Below are 20,008 nucleotides of genomic sequence, written 5' to 3' on the forward strand. Positions count from 1 at the left end.
CCTACTTGGTCGTGGACCTCCGGCCGCCCGGCCGCCCGGTCAGGCCGGTCAGTCCGCAGCGCCGCTGCGGATCCTCAGCGCGGCTTAGCCGTGCGGATCACGGTGCGGATTCACAGTGGGGATGTGCTGGACAACCGGATGCCCCACTTGTAGCCTTTCGGGACCCGAGACGGTTTGGAGCGGCTACCGGCACACGGATCTGTGGCCCCCGAACAGTGGTTGCGGCAGGAACGGGCTCCAGGCGTAGCTGTCGTAATGCGAGGAGATAACGGTGAAGCTCAAGCTCGTTTCCGCTCTGGCCGCCGTCGCACTGTCCCTGACCTTCACCGCAGCCGCCGCGGAAACGGTCGCGGCCGCCACCCCCTTCAGCTTCGCCGTGATCGGGGACACTCCCTACGGCTCCACGCAGCTTAGTGTCTTCCCGCAGCGGATCGGGCAGATCAATGCGGACTCCCAGGTGCAGCTGGTGACCCATCTCGGCGACATCGGTGGTCCGCCGGATTGCTCCGACTCGTACTACGCGACCATCAGAGCGGATTTCGACACCTTTGTCGATCCGCTGGTCTATACGCCCGGCGACAATGAGTGGGCCGACTGTTCCGGTGCCTCCGTGGGGGCCGCCAACCCGCTGGACCGCCTGGCCGCCGTGCGCCGGGTCTTCTTCCCGGCTCCCGGCACTACGCTCGGACAGAACCCGGCCAGCGTCACGGCGCAGTCCGGCTATCCGGAGAACGTGCTCTACGACCGGGAAGGCCTCACGTTTGCCGCGGTGCACATCGTGGGCTCGGCCAACGATCTGGCAACCTGGAGCGGATATTCAGCGCCGACGAGTGCCCAGACCGCCGAAGTCAACGCACGAACCGACGCCGACGTCGCCCTCATTCACGCTGCCTTCGAACGCGCCACCGCGAACGCCAGCCGTGCCGTGGTCTTCACGACCCAGGCTGACATGTTTAAGGGAACCCCCAGCCGCACCGCCTACGAACCGCTGGTGAAGGCCTTCGCCTCCGAATCCCTAACCTATCAACTCCCGGTTTTCCTCTTCAACGGGGACACTCACAGCTTCGCCAGCGACCGCCCGCTGACCTCGTCGACGTGGCTGTCGTACTACGGCCTCACCACCCCGGTGCCGAACTTTTCCAGGATCACGGTGGAGGGCGGACCGACGCTTGATGAATGGCTGAAGGTGACTGTCGTCGACACCCCGGCTGTCCTTGCCGTGCAGCGCGTTCCCTTCACGGTGAATGCCGCGCCGGTGGCGTCCTTCACGGCCTCGACCTCCGGCCTGACCGCGGCCTTTGATGCCGGCGCCTCCACCGACGACGCCGGCATCACCGGCTACGGATGGACCTTCGGAGACGGCAGCACCGGCACCGGAGTGTCGCCCTCGCACAGCTACGCCGCCGCGGGCACCTACAGCGTGACCCTGACCGTCACCGACACCCAGGGAGCAACCGGCACCAAGACCGCCCCGGTCACCGTCTCGTCCTCCGGCTCCGTCACCGACGTCGTCGTGCCCGCCAAATCGGCGTGGAAATACCGGTACAGCACCGCCGCGCCGGACGCGGTCTGGAAGAACCCCGGCTACGACTCCTCCGCCTGGAACACCGGACCGGGCACCCTGGGCTACGGCTCAACCCCGCTGGGAACCAACCTCAACCCCTCCGCCACCACCAGTGCCCGCCCCCTGGCCGCCTACTTCCTGCGCAGCTTCTCCATCCCCACGGCCTCCGCCGTCACCGCGCTCAAACTCACGACCATCGCCGACGACGGCGTCGTCGTCTACGTCAACGGCACCGAAGTCGGCCGCAGCCGCATCCCCGCCGGCACCGTCACCATCAACACTTACGCCACCGCCGCAATCCCCACCTCCAGCGCCAACGCCGCCCCCGTCACCTTCGACGTCCCGCTCTCCCTGCTGGTCAACGGAACCAACACCATCGCCGTCGAAACCCACCTGAACTACCACGCCACCAAAGACATCAGCTTCGACCTCACCGCAACCACCACCACCAACGGCTAGCACGGTCCGGCGGCGGCCTTGCCCGCCGATCGCGGCCCGTCAGGGCCGCGGCGAGGCGGGTCGCGTCTGACTGCGCGGCGTCGGACCCGGTTCCGCTGTCCGCCCGGCCCCGGAGACTACTCTAGGCCGCACCGAACTACCTGTTTGTCAGGCGCTGCCTCGGTGGCAGGATCTGGGCTATGGACCTGACCTTGGCGTTGACAGCTTTCGGTGTAGCCGTCGTCGTTGGACTGACAGGTATGGGCGGCGGCGCCCTGATGACTCCCGCATTGGTGCTGTTCTTTGGCGTCCCCCCGCTCGCCGCGGTCTCCAGCGACCTCGTGGCCAGCGCCGTCATGAAGCCGGTGGGCTCTCTGGTACACCTGCGGCGCCGGACGGTGAACCTGGACGTAGTCAAGTGGCTGGCGGTGGGTTCGGTGCCTTCAGCCTTCTGCGGCGTGCTGATCCTCAAATGGCTGGGCCCCGGCGAGGACGTTCAGCAGAGCGTCAGACTAGCGCTCGGCTTCGCTCTGCTCGTGAGCGCCATCCTGCTGGTGGTGCGGGCCTACGTCCGGCTTGCCGAGCGCGCACGCAGCGCGGACGGGCGCGGAGCGGATCTGCCCACAGAGCGGCCGCAGGTCGCGGTCCGGGCTCTACCCACCGTCCTTTTGGGCGTTGTGGGCGGCACGGTGGTGGGCATGACCTCCGTCGGAAGCGGGTCCTTGATCATCATCGGTCTCATGCTCATCTACCCAGGGCTCAAAGCCAACCAGCTGGTCGGCACCGACCTCCTGCAGGCCGTTCCCCTGGTCATCGCCGCGGCCGCGGGGCACACTCTTTTCGGCGATCTGAACCTCGGCCTGACCCTGCCCTTGGTGCTGGGAAGCATCCCCGGCGTCTATCTGGGGGCCATGCTGTCCTCCCGGCTCTCGGGCGGTTTCGTGCGCCGGGCGTTGGCCTTTGTGCTGCTGGCCTCGGCGCTGAAGATGCTCTCCATCCCGGACCCGGTCACAGCAGGGATTCTGGTGGCTGCCTTGCTCGTGGCACCCCTGGCCTGGATGTATCTGCGCCGGCAAAAGGGTTTCCCGGCGCTGGCCAGCGTGGAGAGCCGACGGCGCCGCGAGGCAGCGGCGCTGTTGAACTCAACCAGCGGAATCAGGGGGACACTGTGAGCGTGCTCTTCGGGTCGGAACCATCGCACGTTCTGACCGGCGCCCGGCTCGACGAGCTGGAACTCCTCCTGGGCGGCCTGTACGGTCCCGCAGACGGCTACACTCTCCCCTCCAACGTTCCGCCGGAATGGCCCTGGCCGTTTACGCTCTCGGTGCCCGCCGCCGTCGGCCAACAGGCTGTGGACTGCAGCGCCCTGGTGATCACGGATCCGGATGGCACACCGCTGGCCAGATTGACCGTTTCCGCCAGCCAGGGCCCGGAGCACGACACCATGCATCTAGCCGGCCGGCTGGAAGCCCTCCAGCCGGCCGAGCACCCGCCCGTGCGCCGGCTGCGTCTGACGCGTCCCCTCACCGGACCGGAAGGGGACGTGCCGGGACGGAACACGGACCCGAGCCTGGTGGCAGCGTTTGACCGGCTGCCGGAGCCTGCCCAGCTTGCCGAAGCGATGGGAATGGCAATCCGCCATCATGCCCAGTTGTGGCTCGTGGCGGTTGCCGGCTGCCAGGAGCACGGAAACTATACGGTCCTGGAACTGCTTTCCGTCCTCGAACGCTGCGCGGAGCAGCTGGCCGGAGCCCGGACCGGACTGCTGGTCCTGCCCGCGTTCGAGGGTGCATCCGGCGCCCGGGACCGGACCCTGCGCGACTACGTGCTGGTCCGGCTGGGCGCCTCCATCCTGGTCAACTACACCTCCGAAACGGGGGCCGCGGCCGGTGCCCTGCCGGGACGGCGTGCCGCCGCCGGTCCCGAACCGTCGGCAGGAGGCACCCCGGCGCCGGGTGCTGTCGTTTTCCTGACGGGCCTGTCCGGCTCCGGGAAATCGACAATCGCCCGAGCGCTGGTGGAACGGCTGCAGCGGGCGGACGCCCGCCCCGTCACGCTGCTCGACGGCGACGACGTGCGCAGACTCCTGTCTTCGGGCCTTGGCTTTAGCAGGCAGGACCGGGAGCTCAACGTCCGCCGGCTCGGGTGGGTCGCCTCCCTGGTCTCCAAGTCCGGCGGAGTTGCCGTTTGCGCTCCGATCGCGCCGTTCGAGTCAACCCGTCAAGAGGTCCGGGCGATGGCCGAGCCTGTGGGCTCGTTTGTGCTGGTGCACGTGGCCACATCGCTGGAGGTGTGCGAGGCGCGGGACCGAAAGGGACTGTACGCACGGGCCCGGGCCGGCGACGTACCGGACTTCACCGGGATCGGCTCCCCGTATGAACCGCCGCTCGACGCCGATCTGGTGCTTGATACCGCCACCACCCCGGTGGACGACGCGGTCGATTCGATTTTGGCAGCGATGGGCCTCGGGGCCAAGGAACTGGTGGAACTCAGCCAGTGAACCCGGCGCGTGGCCGTTGAGTGAGGAAATCTGCCGGATCCCAACCATTCCTGTTGGCCTGGCCATGGAGGCAGGCCAGGCATCCCTCACCGCTGCTCCTGTTCTTGTCGGCCCTCAGCGGGGGCTGAGCGCGCCGCTTCGCACAGCCATCAGGTCACCACTCGTCAGGTCTTCGCGGCGGTTGATGCCGAGCTTGCTAAAGACGCGGTAGAGGTGTCCCTCAACAGTGCGGACCGACAGTGTCGAGAGCTGGGCAATTTCACGGTTGCTGTTGCCGTTGATCACCATGGTGACAATTTCGCGTTCCCTGGGCGTCAGGGAGGTGGCGTCATCGGCGCCGAACAGGGGCAGGGCGCTGATTCCCGCCAGCTCCCTGCGCCTGAGTTGGAGCAGGTGGGCCACGGCGCGAACGCGCTTGCGGTCCCCGCTGCCATTCAGGAACGAGACGGCCCTGCCAAGGCATTCCGCCGCGAGCAGGTGGTACCCCAATGCCTGCGCCCTTTCGCTTGCCGCGATCAGCTGCTCAGCGTCACGCTGAAGAACGCCCCGCGCGTAGGCATTGAGGCACTCGGCTTCCGGGCCCTCGCCGTGATCCGTCAGTTCCACCAGCCGCGGCAATTGGCCGTTGTCGCCCAGCCGCAGCGCCAGTTCACGGGCATCCCGCTCCGCCGCGAGCAGTCCCTTGCCCTGCGCCCGATCAGCCAGCAGTGCCAGCTCCCGGACGCCGTTTGCGGCCCCATACAGACCCGCCCGTGCTGCCGCGAGGTAGGCCTGCCCCATCAGCTGGAAGTGCTCGGACCCTTGATAGGGGACGCGGTTGAAGGCCTCGGAGTAGCTGTCCACCACGTCGTTTCTCCCGAGCAGGGAAGCCGCATAGGCCGCCAGGCCCAAAGCGTACGGCAGGAGGTGGTCGAAGTCGGATTCATAGAAGGCCTCGATGGTGACCGAAAGACCGCCCAGCGCGGTCACCATGTCACCCTTTCTCAGCGCCGCCAGCCCTTCCACTAAGTACTGTCCCCCGCTGAAGTGCAGCCCGCTGCGAAATCCGTGCCAGGGCGCCTCTGTAAGGGGCTTAGCGACCAGGTTCCATCGCCCCAGGCGAACCAGCGCCAGCGAATGCTTGAAGCGCGCCAGTTCATAGGCCCGGAACTGCGCCGTGGAACTTCCCCCCAGCAGCTGCAGGATTTCGCCGCTCGCCCGGGAGGCACCGTCCGGCCGTCCGGTGGCGGCCAGCAATTCAGCCCAGAGGTAGAGAATCGTGGCACGGGTGATGGGGTCCGCCCCGGTGTCGGCCACCCGCGCGGCCAGCTCATCCTCGATCTCGGCGTAGCGTCCCTCCAAGTGAAGTGCATGCAGAATCAGCAGCCGGCTACCGTCAGTACCGGCCGGTCCGGACGCCGGGCTCCCTGCGCCCAGACGCTGCTCCGACGCGCGCCAGGAGGCGGCGATCCTCCTCAGTCCCAGCGTCTGCCCTCCCATCCCCAGATGCACGCGGGCGGCGAGGATGGAAGCTGCCCCCGCCGTCGCGAGGTCCGTGGCGGAGTCGACGCAGTCCTGCAGCAGCGCCGCCGCGCGGGGAAGATCACCAAGGTGAAAATGGGCGTCGGCCATTTGGACTTTCGCTGCCGCCCGGAACACGTCGCCATCGATCGCTCCGGCCGTTTTAAGCGCTACCATTGGCTCGAAATGCCGGTTGGCGCTGGCGGCCGCACCCAACAGCTGCTCGTCGGGGACCGCGGCTCCGCAGTCCAGCGACCAGCAGACCAGCCTGGTCTGCGTCTCCTCCGGCACCGTGCCGTCGGCAACATCGAGGATGCGGGAGCGGATCATCATGCTGCGGGCCGGAGGAACAAGGACGCGCACGACCTTTCCCAGCAGCGGGGAGGCCGACCGCACCAACCTTTGCGGCCCCTGGGCGATGATGATGAGCCGGTCCTCTGCCAGGGTGTCCACGTCCGACTCACTGGCGAGCCGGTGCAGCCAGGCCAGGGGCAGAGGCTCCGCGAGCGCGACCGTCTCAAGGATCTCCGTCTCGGCCGCAGACCTGCAGGTGAGCTGTTCCCGGACCAGATCCCTCAATTGCTGATCGACCCGCAGTTGCAAGTTCTTCAGCATCCACACGTGGTTACGCAGCACCAATTCACCGGTGCGCCGGGCCTGACGGATCAGCGCCAGCAGGAGCAGGGGGTTTCCGCCTGCAATCCTGCTTAAGACGGTACTGGCGCTGTTGATAACCTCACCGCCCAGCACCTGGCGACAGAGCCCGCGCGCCTGCACATCGGTGAGCGGGGACAGGTCAAAGCGCCGCAGCATCCCCTCGTCCCCGAGGGAAACAAAAGCTGCCGGCGGTCCCGGCTTCGGTCTGGAGAGCACCAGCAGCTTTACCTGGCCCGTCATGGCCAGCTGCGCCAGCACCCTGGCACTGTCTGCATCCAGGTTCCAGGCGTCTTCCACGATCACAAGTGCCTTGGGCTCGCCGGCTTCGAGCCGCCGGCTCAGCATCTTCTCCATGCGTCGGGGCACTGACGGCCGCGATTCGGACACGGTCAGGGGATAGGAGTCCAGATAAGGGGCCAGTGCGCCGAATGGGAGCTCCGCCATCGCCGCTGCGGGAAAGATCCAGAAGGGCTTGACCGTCGGGCCGAGCTGCCGGAGCACCGCCCCGGCCAGCGCACTCTTTCCCAAGCCGGCGTCCCCCGCCAGCAGGACTCCCAGCCGGTCAGGATGCTGCAGCGTGGCCACGATGGAAGCTACCAGATCGGTGCAGCCCACCAGGAGGCGGGGAAAGCCGTCGTTGTCCAGGTCCGCCGGTCCTCTACGCAAAGGTCATCTTCAGGTCGGCGCGGTTGGTTACCTGGAGCTTTCCGTAAATCTGGTACAGGTGCCCTTCCACCGTCCGCACGGAAATGAACATTTTCGCAGCGATGGCCTTGTTGCTCTCACCCGCGGCCGCCCGCTGGGCCACCTCGTGTTCACGCGCCGTGAGCGTCGGGCCGTCCTCCTCCGTCGGCATGACGCCCAGTTTCTGGACACTGCTGCTGATCCGGCGCCTGGCCGCGCGGGCCGCAGCCCGGTCCCCCGCCGCGTCGGCAACCCTCTGGGCCTCCCGGGCGGCGTCCCTGGCGAACAGGTCATCGCCCATGCCGGCGGCGGCTTCAGCGGCCTCCAACAGTACGGCGCTGTCCTGTTCCAGAATGCCCGTTCCGAACAGGCGACTGGCGTCTGCGAACTGCCCCTGGACGGCAGCGGACGCCGCGACCAGCCGCGCGGCGGCGCCCCGACAGCCGTGGCGCACAGCAGCGCAGAGGAAGACCAGCTCAGGGAGTTTCGCACCGCGTCGGCGTTCCTCCTCGGCGAGTCCCAGCAGCCGCACACCGGCTTTTTCTTTGGACGCCAGCTCGGCAGAGGCGAGCACTTGAAAGAACGAACGCACGCTCAAGGAGAGCTGCGACGGGCAACGGCCGTCCAGCTCCACGGAACGCAGATACTGCAGGGCCTTGTCGTTTTCCCTGAGCAAGGCGTAGCAGTAGGCGATCGCGGCACTGGCCAAAGCCTGCGCCCCGGACGTATCCAGCTGCCCCAGCTGACTGTGTGCCGGCAACAGCCGCTGCAGCGCGCGCTCCGCCCGTCCGCAGTACGCGTCCAGGGCCCCCTCCGCGAGTTCGGTCAATGCAACGGCGACGACGGCGATCCCGTCGCCGAACCGCTCTGCCTCGGGGCCACGGCGAAGCTGGGGATCCGGGGCCGCCCCAAGGAGGACGCATATCAGCGCCTGGTCCGTGGACCGGGCGCTGACTGCCGCCAGCTCCTCCGCGGTGAAGCGCATCTGCACGTCTAGGACAAGGGCCCGGGCGTCCGCATGACGTCCCCCAATCGTCCAGGCCTGCCATAACAGCGTCGCAGCATGCACAGTCTTCCCTCTGGTCGTGCACGCAGGATAGAGCCGGCTCAGCGCATCCGTCGCCTGCCGGTACCTGCCCTCGCCGAGGTCCAGTTCGGCCGTGGCCAGGGCGAGGTCCTCCCGCAGCGCGGCGATGCCGGCAGCACCCTGGCTAGAGGCGGCTTCAGGTCCGTTCAGCCGGACCTCCACCCGGTCCAACGCGGCCCGCGCTTCCGGTCCGCGGCCTGGACGGGCCGCGAGGACGGAGCAGCGCACCAGCATCGTCTCAACCCAGCAGCCCAGCGGAAGGTCCATGGCATCAAGGGCATCCGGGGACAAGAGCTGTTCGGCCTTTGCGACTTCCCCCAAGGCTGCGTACGCCCGGGCCTGAAGGGCCAAAGCGGTTCCACGTTCCGGCGGTGTCAGGAGCTCCACGAACCTCAGGGCCTGCTGCGGCTGACCGGCGAAATTGGCCAGGCGGGCAGCATCCCTGGCCTCCTGGGCGGACAAGGCCTCCCCACAGTCGAGGGCCCACCGCGCCATCTCCAGGGCTTCCGCGGCCGACCTGTCAGCTGCGCGCTGGGTCACCGCAGCGAGCCGGCACAGCTCCCTGCTTCGGCCGCTGGGGACGCGTTGGCGGATCGCGCGCTCCGCCAGCGGGTTCGAGAGTCGGACAAGGGGCCGCCGGCCACTTGCCACGTCGAGGCGGCCCCTCCCGATGAGGGAATCGAGGGCTTCGGCACTGCACAGGCGCAGGAGCGTGTTCAACGGCATTCCGCCGCTGAGTGCCAGCAGCTCCAGGACCTGTCGCTCCGCCTCGGACTCCGGGTTGACCCAGGCCCTGACGGCGTCCCTGGAGTTTGCGCCGTATACGAATGTGCTGTTGGTCAGCACCCAGACACCGTCGTCCTCAATGAAGGTGCCGGCGTCAATCTGATCGCGCAGGATCAGTTCGAACACCCGCGGATTTCCGCGGCTGGCATTCCAGAAGGCCGCCGCTGCCGCAGTTGAGACCTCGGCTGCGCAGAAGCTGCGCAGCCACTGGACTGCCTCGGCCAGGCTGTAGGCGCCGACGTCTGTCCGTCCGATCAGTCTGTCCTTCCACAGCGAGACCAGGTCGCCCGGGGCCGCCAGCAGATCCTCTCCCGTGGCCAGCAGGCGGACCGTTCCATGGACCGTCAGCCGGTTGATGACGAGCGCGGCGAGCTCGTCCAGGCCTTCGGCATTGTCCACAAACAGGACGATGTTGCGTCCCTTTGCCCGATCCCGCAGCAACCGGGCAAGCCCGGCAACCACCCTAAGCGGATGTTCGGCGCATCCTTCTTCGAGGTCGGTGAGCAGCGGTCGAAGGGCGCCGTAAGGCGTCGACGCCGAGATGGAACTGCCTTTTACCTGCACCACCAGGTAACCGTCGTCCAGCCGTTCCAGCGCCTTTCGGGCCAGAAAGGTCTTGCCCACTCCCGGCGCCCCAACTACCACCGCGCCGCAGGAGCCGCCGGGTGAGCCCTGGCCGGTCAGGGAGCCGAGAATGTCCTCGACCAGGTCCTGCCGGCACCACGCGGGGCGGGACTTCCCCTTGGCCCCGTCCGGGACCTCGGAATCACGATTATTAGAGTTGCCTGCAGCAACAGAGATTGAGGCAACAGCATTTGAAGTGAACATGATGCGAGACCTTCGTATCAGTTGGAGACCCAGTAACCCCAACCTACGAAGTGCGCTACACAGGTACACGAGTAACGTGTACTCGATTTGCCTGTTGCGGTCCTGATGGCGGGCGTCAACGGGTACTCAACCTCCGGAATCTACTACCTGCCCGGTCCGTGACTGCCCTTCGCCGACGCTGCCCGTATCGTCATGCCCGACCCTCTGGCGCTGGCGCCCCGGACACTCAACGTCGGGCGCAGACGCAGGCGCTCCCTACACGCCCTGTGGAACACGGGACCTGCCCTCCAGCAACGAAGGATGACAACGAGCGAAAGTCGCTGGAGGCGGTCCACCGGTCATGGCCGGTCCCGCGTGTTGACGGGCTTAGTTTCGAAAATCAGCCGAAAAACCATCCTCAGTGGGGGTTCAAGTCCCCGTCCGCGCACAATACAAAGAAGGCCCTGATTCCAGGGCCTTCTTTGTGTCTCCGCGCACGGCCCTGTAGGTCCGGGCGGCCGCCTGGTTTCTGCCTGTTGACGGAACTGGGAAACCAGGCGTAGACAGGGCCGTACCCATCCATTCGCAGGCCACCGTTCGTGAGCCTGCACGCCTCAGGGAGCATGTCATGGCGGTTGCGATCATCATGGAGTTCGACGGCACCACCCTCGAGCAGTACGACGAGATCAACAGATTGATGGGCCTCACCGCAGGTGGTCCGGGCCCCGCAGGATCCATTTCCCATTGGGCAACCATGACCGACAAGGGGCTGCAAGTCACCGATGTCTGGGAGAGCCGCGAACAGTTCGATGCCTTCGCTCAGGAAAAGCTCGGGCCCCTCAGCGCTAAAGCCGGTTTTGCGGGGCCTCCGACAATGTCGTTCCATGAGGTGCACAACTATTACACTCCGGGCAAGGGCGCCTGACGCCCCACTGATCGGACCGTGTGCATCGCGTTCAGGCACGGTCGCCCCCCGGGAATTTGGATTTTCTTCGCCGTGCGCCGCAGTGTGGCGTCCACGTCCGATCCCTGAACACACTATCCATCGTTCAGGGACCGGGATAAGGGACTTATGGCCCGTCTTGTCGTGACGCAGTTTTCGAATCATCGGGCAGACTGTTGTGCGACGGCGATTGCCGAGCCCCCGGGCCCGCATCGGCGATGATGGTGGCATCTGGCGTTGCCAGCGAACAACACGCGAGGGAGTCCCTATGTGCCGACTGTTCGGCCTGCACGCCGGTCCCCTGCCGGTCCGGGCCACGTTCTGGCTGCTGGACGCTCCGGACAGCCTGTCAGACCAGAGCCGGCGCGAGCCGGACGGGGCCGGCATAGGCACCTACGACGCCGACGGCACAGCCCATGTGGCTAAGCAGCCGCTGGCCGCCTGGGAGGACCATGCGTTCGCCCGCGAGGCGCGGGACCTGAAGAGCACGACGTTCCTTGCCCACGTCCGATATGCCAGTATCGGCGCACACACGCTGGCCAACACGCACCCGTTTGAGCAGGACGGCCGGCTGTTCGCGCACAACGGCGCCTTTGGCGGCCTGGAACGGCTCGAGCACCGGCTGGCCACGCTGGGTGTCGGGGACCTCGTGCACGGCCAGACGGACAGCGAACGGCTCTTCGCCCTCATCACCGCCGAGAGCCGCAGGGCTGCCGGCGACGTCGGAGAAGGCATCGCCCGTGCCGTGACCTGGGTCGCCAAGGAGTTGCCGGTGTTGAGCCTGAACCTCATCGTGACGACGGCGACGGATCTTTGGGCGGTCAGGTACCCGGCCACTCATGAGCTGCACATCCTGGAACGGAACCCCGCCCGTGTCCACGGCCCGGCAGCGCCTCTGGACGCCCGGAGCCACCGTATCCACGCACGCAGTGAAGACCTCGCCGGCTCCTCGCATGTCCTGATCGCCACCGAACCCATGGATCACAACCCGGCGTGGCGACCTGTGGAGGCTGGTGAACTGGTGCACGTGGGTCCGGATCTGGCGGTCACGGCCAGCTTTCCCTTCCCAGGAGCACCCGCCCATCCACTGACGCTGTCCGATCTTGACCCGGCCGCCGCGGCATCCCAGCGGCCCTGACCTCGGCGCGGGCAGCCCGGGGGACTGTGCCTATTTGAGCAGTTCGGTCATGACCGGAGCGTTCCGGTCATTGTCCGTCAGGGCCGGCAGCCCCCACACTTCCTCGATCGTGTGGAGCAAGGAGTAGTGGCTGTACGCAGCATCGGAGCTGAACGCCTTACGGGCGGCCGGCCCGGCAAACACCGTGGCCACCCGATTGTCCTTACCGCTGCCCTCGTCCCACGTGACCACCAGCAGGGAGTTCTGGGTCGTGAACGCGGGCGAGCCCAGAATCTTACCGACCTGCGTGGACAACCAGTCATCTCCGGTGCGGACAGGGCAGTCGTGCGTATCGTTGCACAGGTCGGGGCTGATGAAGACGAAGTTCGGAAGACTTGAAGCGGACGCCAGGTCCTGGTCCAACCCGATCGAAGGCACCACATGCGCGGCGCAGGAGTTTTTGTCCGACGTGACGGAGGGGTAGTACATAAAGGGATTGTGCTTCACCGCGTACCGTCCGGAGTTCTCTGCCCCGCACGGCGCAGGCATTCCCTCGGCGTACATTTTCCAGGTCCGTCCGGAACTGGAGACCTCATCGGCGATGTTCCGCACCGCTGCCGTGCAGTCTTTCGGTTTGCAGTCGCTGGTGATCCCGGCGTTGGTGCCGCTGGTCAGGGCGAGGTAGTTGGGCAGGCTCGGGTGCATGATCGCCTGGTAATTCCTGGCCAGTGCGTTCTCGCCCGCGAGCTTGTTGAAATAGGGGGCCTCGTTGCCGCCCAGGATCTGTGAGGAGGGTTTGTTTTCCTGGACGATGATGACGATGTGGTCGATCCCGGTGCCGGCCCCCTGGGCGGCATGCGGGGGCGCCGTCGGCGCGACGCTAGCAGGGGACGACGGCGGCCGGGAGGACTCCGCGGAGGACGGCGGGTCACTCGTGTCCGGGGTGGCTGCCTGCTGGCTCGAACGTGACGGAGTCGGGGGCTGGGGAGGGTCCGGTTGTGACGGAGTGCAACCCGCCAGCAACAGGGCCAACGCAAAGCCGCCGGCGAGAGCGCGTCCACCAATTCGCCTCATCGGATCATGCTAGCGGGACTGGGCACTACGTGTCATGGCTTTCCGGCGGTAGCAGTGTCGGTCTTCCGGTCCGCCCGTCTCGAGTTTCGGCATGGAGGGCTGTCCGGACGGTCCCGACGAGGTCGCGGAACGACGGGATATCGGACAGGCCGTCCAGAAGGACGGGTCCGCCGGGTCCCGCGAGCGGGATGCACCAGTTCGGGTACTGCGTGCTGGTACCCGGCTGGTTCTGGGTGCGCGTCTCCCCCACAGCATCGACGAGGGCAACTCCGAGCAGCGAGGACGGCGACAGCGCCGTGAACGCGTACAGGGCCTCCACCGTCGACCGGACGTCCGGGCGGCCCGTCTGCGGCAGGAGTCCGCGTTCCCGGACGAGCGCCAGGACGGCTTCCTGCTCGGCAGCTGCCTCGGCGCGTTCTTCGTCGGCGGGACGCTGCAGCAGTCCCAGCGATTCACGGAGGGTGACGTGTTCACCGGCCAGGTAGCCCGCCGTCGGAGGCAAATCATGGGTGTTGACGCTGGTCAGGCACTGCCGGCGGTACCGCTCCGGCGGGATCGGGCCATCCGCGTCATGTTCGAACCAGAGGATTGAGGTGCCAAATATCCCCCGCTCGGCCAGGTAGTCCCGGACCCAGGGCTCGAACACGCCGAGGTCCTCGCCGATCACAACCGCCCCGGCGCGCTGGGCCTCCAGGGCAAGGATGCCGATGAGGGCCTCGTGGTCGTAGTAGACGTAGGTGCCCTGACCGGGACCCGCCCCGGCCGGGATCCACCACAGCCGGAACAGGCCCAGGATATGGTCCACCCGGATCCCGCCGGCATGGCGGAGCACGGTTCTGAGCATGTCGCGGTAGGCGGCGTAGCCGGATTCGGCGAGGCGGCCGGGATGCCACGGTGGCTGGGTCCAGTTCTGGCCCTGCTGGTTGAACATGTCCGGCGGCGCCCCCACGGTGACGCCCTTCGCCAGAACGCCCGAAAGTGTCCAGGCGTCGGCGCCGCCGATTTTTACTCCGACCGCCAGATCATGGATGACGCCGATTTCCATGCCTGACTGTCTGGCCGAGCGCTGCGCCGACTCCAGCTGCTGGTCGCAGCACCATTGCAGCCAGCGGTGGAATTCGATCCTGTCCGCGAGCGCAGTCCGTTGCTCCGCGCAGTACGGCGTTCCCGGGAAGGCGGCCGCGTCCGCCCACTCCGGGGCCTGTGGTGGCAGTTTTTCGGCAAGCGCACACCACAGGGCAAAATCGTCGAGCCCTGGCCCCTGTTCGGCGCAGAACGCTGCAAACTGCCGGGCCCGGGCCGGGTCCCGGCGGATCTTGAAGATCAGTTCCAGGGCGGACAGCTTAGCCCCGTAGCTCGCATTCCGGTCCAACAACTCCGGTGACCGGTTGGCCGTGTGGAATCCCCCGGCCAGCCGTGCCACCTGGCTCCGCCCGGCGGCGTCGAGGTAGCCGTACTCGGGAACCTCCTCCACCCTCAAGTAGAGCGGGTTAAAGAAGCGCCGTGTCGTGGGCAGGTACGGGGAATCCTCCACCGGCGGGGCCGGCTCTGCGGCGTGGAGGGGGTTGACGAGGACAAAACCGGCGCCCTCCAGCCCCGAAATGGTGGCAAGGTCCGCGAGATCCGTGAAATCGCCGATCCCCCACGACCGTGAGGACCGGACGGAGTAAAGCTGGGCCGTCAGCCCCCAGTGGCGCCGTCCCGCCAGCTGCCCGGTGGTGCGCAGCTGCCGCGGGGTCACGACGAGCGGGCACTCGGCGAGCACGCCGCCGGCGTCTGCCCGCAGGGTATGCCAGCCAAGGGCGAGATGGTCCGGAACGGCGAAGGTCGCGCGTCCGGTGAGGACGCCGTCGACCTCTGTGGGTTCGTCCCAGTTCTCCCGCTGGGCGGCGTCGTGCCTGCTGCCGTCCTCGGCATCAATCCAGACGGAGACCCCGCTTCCGTGCGGGACGTGGACATCAACATGGATCTCCTGGCCTTCCCGCAGCACGAGAACCGGGGGAAGGATGCGCCGCCACGGCGCCAGCCGGGCCTCGTGCAGGGACCGCTGCATCTCCTCGGTGCCGTGGGAGGGGATGCCCAGCGCCGCGAGCACCCCGTGCAGGGTGCTTGCCGGCACTGAACGTTCGACGCCGTCCCAGCCCCAGTAGCTTGTTCCGACGCCGTGGGCCGCTGCCAGCTCGTGCAGGAGCCCGCCTGCGAGATGCGCGTCATCGTGGTGCGTAGGGTCCGCCATGGGCCCACTCTAGACGCTGCCGCGGCGGTCCGCGCCCTCCCCGTGGATGTGGGATTCGCCTACCAGTTCCTCGTGCCCCTCCACTGCTGCGGCCAGTGAAAGCCCCGGGGTGGATGTGATGAACGGCAGCAGAAGCCGGTTCTCCCTATCCAGGTGCAGGGCGAAGATGCGGCGGAGGGCCCCGGCGGTGACCGCGGCATCCACGCCCCGGGCCGGGCGGAGATCGTCGACCAGGGCAACCATCACCTGGTTATCGGCCAGCAAGCTTTCCACCAGCAGCCGGCCCTCGGGCATCACCTGCGGCGCGCCATACAGCGGACCCTCCTCGGCGAGCGCATGCGGGACGAGTTCCGTTTCGCACCACTCGAGGAGAATTTCGTGGGCAGCGTGTTCCGCCAAAGCGTCTGCCGCTTTGACGGCGTGCGTGAGGGATTTCGCCAAGGCGTCCAAACGCTGCAGCATCGTGGCGTGGTGTTTCTCGACCGCCGCAAGGGCGCGGACTTCGTCGTCCGCGTCCCTGGGCAGCGCATCCCCGGGCGCTGCAGCCGCGGCCCGTGGCTCGTCCATGGCGACCCCCTGGTGCTGCTGTGAAGAGTGGCTGTTCCGGGAAAGGTAGGCCTCTTTCCACTCTAGGGCCGGCTGTGCACCGGCAAACGGGTCTTTCGACCCCCTCCCTGTCCTGCAGCGCCCTGCATCTGCTTCTTTGTCCCGCAGTTTCGACGCGGACGCGCGGTCCGCGTTAGCCTTGCAGCCTATGGTTGACGTCGAACACTTCCGGATCCTCCTGCTCGCGGAGCGAGACCGGAAACTTGCCCTCCTTCCCGCACTCCGCCAGGACATCACTTCGGTGAACGCCGCACGGCAGGACTCCAACGTCGACGACGAACACGATCCGGAGGGTGCCACGATCGCATTCGAGCTCTCCCAGGCCTCTGCGCTGTTGGAGCAGAGCAGGAAGGGGCTGGCCCAGATCGAGGCGGCCCTGGCCCGGATAGCGGACGGCACTTATGGAATCTGCGCCGTCTGCGGGGGACCCGTCGCGGAGGGCCGGCTCGAGGCCAGGCCCTGGACCCCCTATTGCATCGAGCATTCGGCGGGCAGGCCATGACTACCGCGGCCACCGACAACATTGCCGGGGCCTGGTGGGACCGGATCCTCGCCGGGTTCACGCATTCTCCCAGCCCGCACGTCACGGGAACCGAGCTGACTGTGGTGATCCTTCTCGCCGTTGCTGTGTCCCTGCCCCGTATCACGTGGCGCTACTTTGGACTGTTCGCGACGGTGACCCATGAACTGGGCCATGCGTTCGCCGCCCTCATGACGGGTCAGCGCCTCGGCGGGATCCGCCTGGGTCTGGACCATTCCGGCACCACCACGACGTACAGCAGGGGACGCCTGCCCGCCGTCTGGTCCACGTTCTGGGGCTACCCCGTGCCGGCCGTTGTTGGCGCCGCCATGGTGTGGTGCGGCTTCAACGGCTGGGGGCCGGCTGCGATGTCCGTGGGCACGCTTGTCCTGCTGGCCTCGTTCGTGTTCCTCCGGAACGGCATCGGCATCCTGATCACGGCCGCCGCGGTGCTGACCGCGGGGCTCCTTGTCCTGTTCGTACCCCCGGAGTTCAACGGACACGTAATGATCGTTCTTGGCCTGGCGCTTCTTGTGGCCGCAGTCCGGGACCTCGGCAAGCTGGCCAACGTGCACCTGCGGCACCGGGACCGGCTTCCGACCTCGGACGCGTTCTTGCTCTACCGGGCCACATCTGTTCCCGCCGCCATCTGGATTCTCTTCTTCGCCGCGGTGGTGGCGGGATCCTGGTGGGTTGCGTGGCAGCCGATGGCACAGGTCCTTGCTGTCCTGCTCGGCGGCGGCCCTTCCCCGGCATAGGCTGGGACCATGAGCCACAGCAAGACAACGCACACTGACGACCCCGGTTTCAGCACCAAAGGCGCCTACGTCACGGGCGGGGCGGAGTTCACCCGGGACACGAATTACATCGAGGACCGGATCACGAAAACGGGGGCCGAGGGCCGCAACGGCGAGCCCGGCTGGCGTGTGGAACCGGGAAGGTACCGTCTGGTCGCTGCCCGCGCGTGCCCCTGGGCGAACCGGACAGTCATCGTGCGGCGGTTGCTCGGACTCGAGGACGTGATCTCTCTCGGCCAGCCCGGTCCAACCCATGACGCGCGCTCCTGGACGTTCGACCTCGATCCGGGAGGCAGGGACCCCGTCCTCGGCATCGAGCGCATCCAGGACGCCTACTTCCGCCGCTTCCCGGACTATCCCCGCGGCATCACGGTGCCGGCAATCGTCGACGTCCCGACCGGCCAGGTCGTGACCAACAACTACCCGCAAATCACCCTGGACTTCTCCACCGAGTGGACCGAATACCACCGGCCCGGCGCCCCTGACCTGTATCCGGAGCACCTCCGCGGGGAGATCGACGCCGTCAACCGCAGGGTCTTCACCGAGGTGAACAACGGCGTCTACCGCTGCGGCTTCGCCGGCTCCCAGGCCTCCTACGACGCCGCCTATGACCGGCTCTGGACGGCCCTGGACTGGCTGGAAGAACGGCTCTCCGGCCAGCGGTACCTTGTGGGCGACACGATTACCGAGGCGGACGTCCGGCTCTTCACCACATTGGCCCGCTTCGACGCCGTCTACCACGGACACTTCAAGTGCGGCCGGCAAAAGCTCAGCGAGATGCCTGTGCTGTGGGCCTATGCACGGGACCTCTTCCAGACCCCGGGCTTCGGCGACACGATCGATTTCGTGCAGATCAAGCAGCACTATTACATCGTCCATGAGGACATCAACCCCACCGGGATCGTCCCGCGCGGACCGGAGCTGGGGAACTGGCTCACGGAACACGGCCGCGCGGCGCTCGGAGGCCGGCCGTTCGGCGACGGTACCCCGCCGGGGCCGGTCCGGGCCGGCGAGGAGGTCGCGCCCGGGCACGGCGCCCGTTGAGAAGACGGCCGGAGACGGGGCCGGGGTGGCCAGGGTAGTGCCATGAAATCCTCCGCCGACACGACCCCTGGGCAGTCCCTCCCACCCGCGGCAGGCTCTGCCGGGTACGCGGCGCCTGACTTTGCCGGCGCCGGCCGTTCGGCGTCGACTTCTTCCTGGGACTGCCCGAGGACCAGGAACCGCGCTACCGCAACGTCCTCTACGACGACGGCGGGGCGCCCTGGCTGGACCCGCAGAACAACGCCTTTGCTGTGGTGTTCATGAAGCCGCAGCCGGGACGAAACTTCGGCAGCCGTCGGGCCTTCGGCCATGAGGGTGCCAGCGCGGCGCTCGGGTTTGCGGATCCCTCCTATGGCCTTGGCTTCGGGTACGTGCCGCTGCGCAGCGAAGAGGGCCGCACCGGCGGTCGGGCGCAGCGCCTCTCACTCGCCGTCAGGCAGGCGGCGCAGGCCGCAGGCCCGGAGTTCGTCCACTTGTAGCACCATTCTTCCCCGCCTAGGGTGGGCCGGGATGAACAGCGCAGAGGAAACGACCAAGATACCGTCCCTGACCCGGAAAGCGGGGCGGATCGTCAGCGCCAGCGTCTCCTCGGCGCTTCTTTGGCCCCGCCTGCAGCTGGCAGCCAAGGCCGGGCTGGCGGCGGGGATTGCGTTCTTCCTCGCCCCCTTCATGCCGGGATCGGCAGCCGACTACCCGTATTACGCCCCCCTGGGCGCCCTCGTGGTCATGTACGAGAACGTGGCAGGATCCGTGCGGCAAGGCCTGCAGACGCTTGTGGGGCTGGGGCTGGGCATCGGCCTGGCATTCATGCTGTTCGTCCTCGGGAGTCCCTCCCCGCTGACGGTCGCCGTCGTGATGGCGCTGGGTGTGGTCCTCGCGGGACTGCCGCGGCTCGGATCCGGCGGGGACTGGATTCCGACAGCGGCGCTGCTGGTCCTCTTGGTGGGCGGGCACAACCCGGACAAATTCTCCTTCGGCTACCTGTTCCAGATGGGGGTCGGCGTGACGGTCGGCATCCTCGTGAACTTCCTTGTCTTCCCTCCGCTGCATTTCCGGGCCGCCGCGCTCAGCATCGCCGAACTGCGGCTCGCGCTGGCCCAGCAGCTCTGGGACATGGGCAAGGCGCTGAAAGAGAGCTGGCCGCCGGAACACGAAGACTGGTCAGGCCGGTCTGAGAAGCTCGCGGTTTCTGCCCGCTCGGTCCGCCTCGCGGTGCAGAAAGCCGACGCCAGCAGGCGCGCCAATCCCCGACGGCGGCGCTATCCCCGGGACGTGGAACAGGATTACCGGAACCTGAGGGACCTGGAGAAACTGACATTCCACGTCCAGGACGTCACCCAGGTCCTTTCGGATGTCATCTGGGCCACGGACACGCCCTTCGTGGTGCCGGACCAGTACGCGGGGCCGCTGGCCGACGCCATGTCAGCGACCGGGGATGTGCTGCGCGCCATCGAAGAGGACAGCGTTGAACGGCAGGGGGAACTCGTTGAAACCGCTGATGCGGCCGTGAATGCCCTCACAGCCCGGGTAGCCCAGGAGGATGTGCCGAGCGAGGGGCCCAGCGCGGTCGAGTCCATCCTGTTGAGCCTGCACCGCATGCTGCGCGTGGTGAAGACCGCACGCGCATAGCGCCCGCCACACGGCGGCG

The 20,008-nt window shown here is 67.5% G+C and carries 15 protein-coding genes; 10 read left to right on the forward strand and 5 right to left on the reverse strand.

Going from position 1 to position 20,008, the window contains the following annotated elements; genetic code table 11:
* Window positions 1-271: 271 nt before the first annotated feature.
* The 3 genes from AC1DCZ_RS02830 (at window position 272) to cysC (ending at window position 4,502) form a co-directional block, all read left to right on the forward strand.
* Complete coding sequence (locus tag AC1DCZ_RS02830; protein WP_476896600.1) at window positions 272-2,023, forward strand: PKD domain-containing protein; 1,752 nt, start codon at window positions 272-274, stop codon at window positions 2,021-2,023.
* Between the two features lie 179 nt (window positions 2,024-2,202).
* Complete coding sequence (locus AC1DCZ_RS02835) at window positions 2,203-3,174, forward strand: sulfite exporter TauE/SafE family protein (RefSeq protein WP_476896599.1); 972 nt, start codon at window positions 2,203-2,205, stop codon at window positions 3,172-3,174.
* Window positions 3,171-4,502 (forward strand): adenylyl-sulfate kinase, encoded by a 1,332-nt coding sequence (gene cysC / locus AC1DCZ_RS02840; protein WP_476896598.1) that lies wholly within the window; start codon window positions 3,171-3,173, stop codon window positions 4,500-4,502. Before AC1DCZ_RS02835 ends, cysC begins: the two co-directional genes overlap by 4 nt.
* A 114-nt stretch (window positions 4,503-4,616) precedes the next feature.
* Here the strand turns inward: cysC and AC1DCZ_RS02845 are convergent, their stop codons facing one another.
* Both AC1DCZ_RS02845 and AC1DCZ_RS02850 read right to left on the reverse strand, forming a co-directional pair.
* Entirely contained in the window at window positions 4,617-7,325 is a 2,709-nt protein-coding gene (locus tag AC1DCZ_RS02845) for a helix-turn-helix transcriptional regulator (RefSeq protein WP_476896597.1), read from the reverse strand.
* Window positions 7,318-10,044 carry a LuxR C-terminal-related transcriptional regulator gene (locus AC1DCZ_RS02850; RefSeq protein WP_476896596.1) on the reverse strand — a complete coding sequence of 909 codons (2,727 nt, stop codon included), beginning with the start codon at window positions 10,042-10,044 and terminating at the stop codon, window positions 7,318-7,320. Before AC1DCZ_RS02850 ends, AC1DCZ_RS02845 begins: the two co-directional genes overlap by 8 nt.
* Before the next feature lie 607 nt (window positions 10,045-10,651).
* Between AC1DCZ_RS02850 and AC1DCZ_RS02855 the strand changes: the two genes are divergently transcribed.
* Window positions 10,652-10,948, forward strand: coding sequence for a hypothetical protein (locus AC1DCZ_RS02855; protein WP_476896595.1), 297 nt, complete (start codon window positions 10,652-10,654; stop codon window positions 10,946-10,948).
* Window positions 10,949-11,234: 286 nt separating this feature from the next.
* Window positions 11,235-12,104, forward strand: a complete 870-nt coding sequence (locus tag AC1DCZ_RS02860) for a class II glutamine amidotransferase (RefSeq protein ID WP_476896594.1) — start codon at window positions 11,235-11,237, stop codon at window positions 12,102-12,104.
* Window positions 12,105-12,134: 30 nt separating this feature from the next.
* Here AC1DCZ_RS02860 and AC1DCZ_RS02865 read toward each other — a convergent pair whose 3' ends face one another.
* The 3 genes from AC1DCZ_RS02865 to AC1DCZ_RS02875 are packed head-to-tail and all read right to left on the reverse strand — an operon-like array spanning window position 12,135 to window position 15,960.
* Complete coding sequence (locus tag AC1DCZ_RS02865; RefSeq protein WP_476896593.1) at window positions 12,135-13,157, reverse strand: alkaline phosphatase family protein; 1,023 nt, start codon at window positions 13,155-13,157, stop codon at window positions 12,135-12,137.
* A gap of 25 nt (window positions 13,158-13,182) precedes the next feature.
* Window positions 13,183-15,393, reverse strand: a complete 2,211-nt coding sequence (gene malQ / locus AC1DCZ_RS02870; protein ID WP_476896592.1) for a 4-alpha-glucanotransferase — start codon at window positions 15,391-15,393, stop codon at window positions 13,183-13,185.
* A 9-nt stretch (window positions 15,394-15,402) separates the two neighbouring features.
* Window positions 15,403-15,960 (reverse strand): hemerythrin domain-containing protein, encoded by a 558-nt coding sequence (locus AC1DCZ_RS02875; RefSeq protein ID WP_476896591.1) that lies wholly within the window; start codon window positions 15,958-15,960, stop codon window positions 15,403-15,405.
* A gap of 187 nt (window positions 15,961-16,147) precedes the next feature.
* Between AC1DCZ_RS02875 and AC1DCZ_RS02880 the strand changes: the two genes are divergently transcribed.
* The 5 genes from AC1DCZ_RS02880 (at window position 16,148) to AC1DCZ_RS02900 (ending at window position 19,989) form a co-directional block, all read left to right on the forward strand.
* The gene (locus AC1DCZ_RS02880; RefSeq protein ID WP_476896590.1) at window positions 16,148-16,501 is read left to right on the forward strand and encodes a TraR/DksA family transcriptional regulator; all 354 of its coding nucleotides are present in this window, start codon (window positions 16,148-16,150) and stop codon (window positions 16,499-16,501) included.
* On the forward strand, window positions 16,498-17,277 hold the full coding sequence (locus AC1DCZ_RS02885) for a M50 family metallopeptidase (protein ID WP_476896589.1): 780 nt from the start codon (window positions 16,498-16,500) through the stop codon (window positions 17,275-17,277). The genes AC1DCZ_RS02880 and AC1DCZ_RS02885 overlap by 4 nt, the downstream gene beginning before the upstream one ends.
* Before the next feature lie 9 nt (window positions 17,278-17,286).
* Window positions 17,287-18,360: a glutathione S-transferase family protein gene (locus tag AC1DCZ_RS02890; protein WP_476896588.1), complete on the forward strand. Its 1,074-nt coding sequence runs from the start codon at window positions 17,287-17,289 to the stop codon at window positions 18,358-18,360.
* Between the two features lie 260 nt (window positions 18,361-18,620).
* On the forward strand, window positions 18,621-18,839 hold the full coding sequence (locus AC1DCZ_RS02895) for a hypothetical protein (RefSeq protein ID WP_476896587.1): 219 nt from the start codon (window positions 18,621-18,623) through the stop codon (window positions 18,837-18,839).
* Window positions 18,840-18,870: 31 nt separating this feature from the next.
* A complete protein-coding gene (locus tag AC1DCZ_RS02900) occupies window positions 18,871-19,989 on the forward strand; it encodes an FUSC family protein (RefSeq protein WP_476896586.1) in 1,119 nt (372 codons plus the stop codon).
* The last annotated feature ends 19 nt before the right edge of the window (window positions 19,990-20,008 follow it).

It is taken from the genome of Arthrobacter sp. 10N418, from assembly GCF_056394725.1.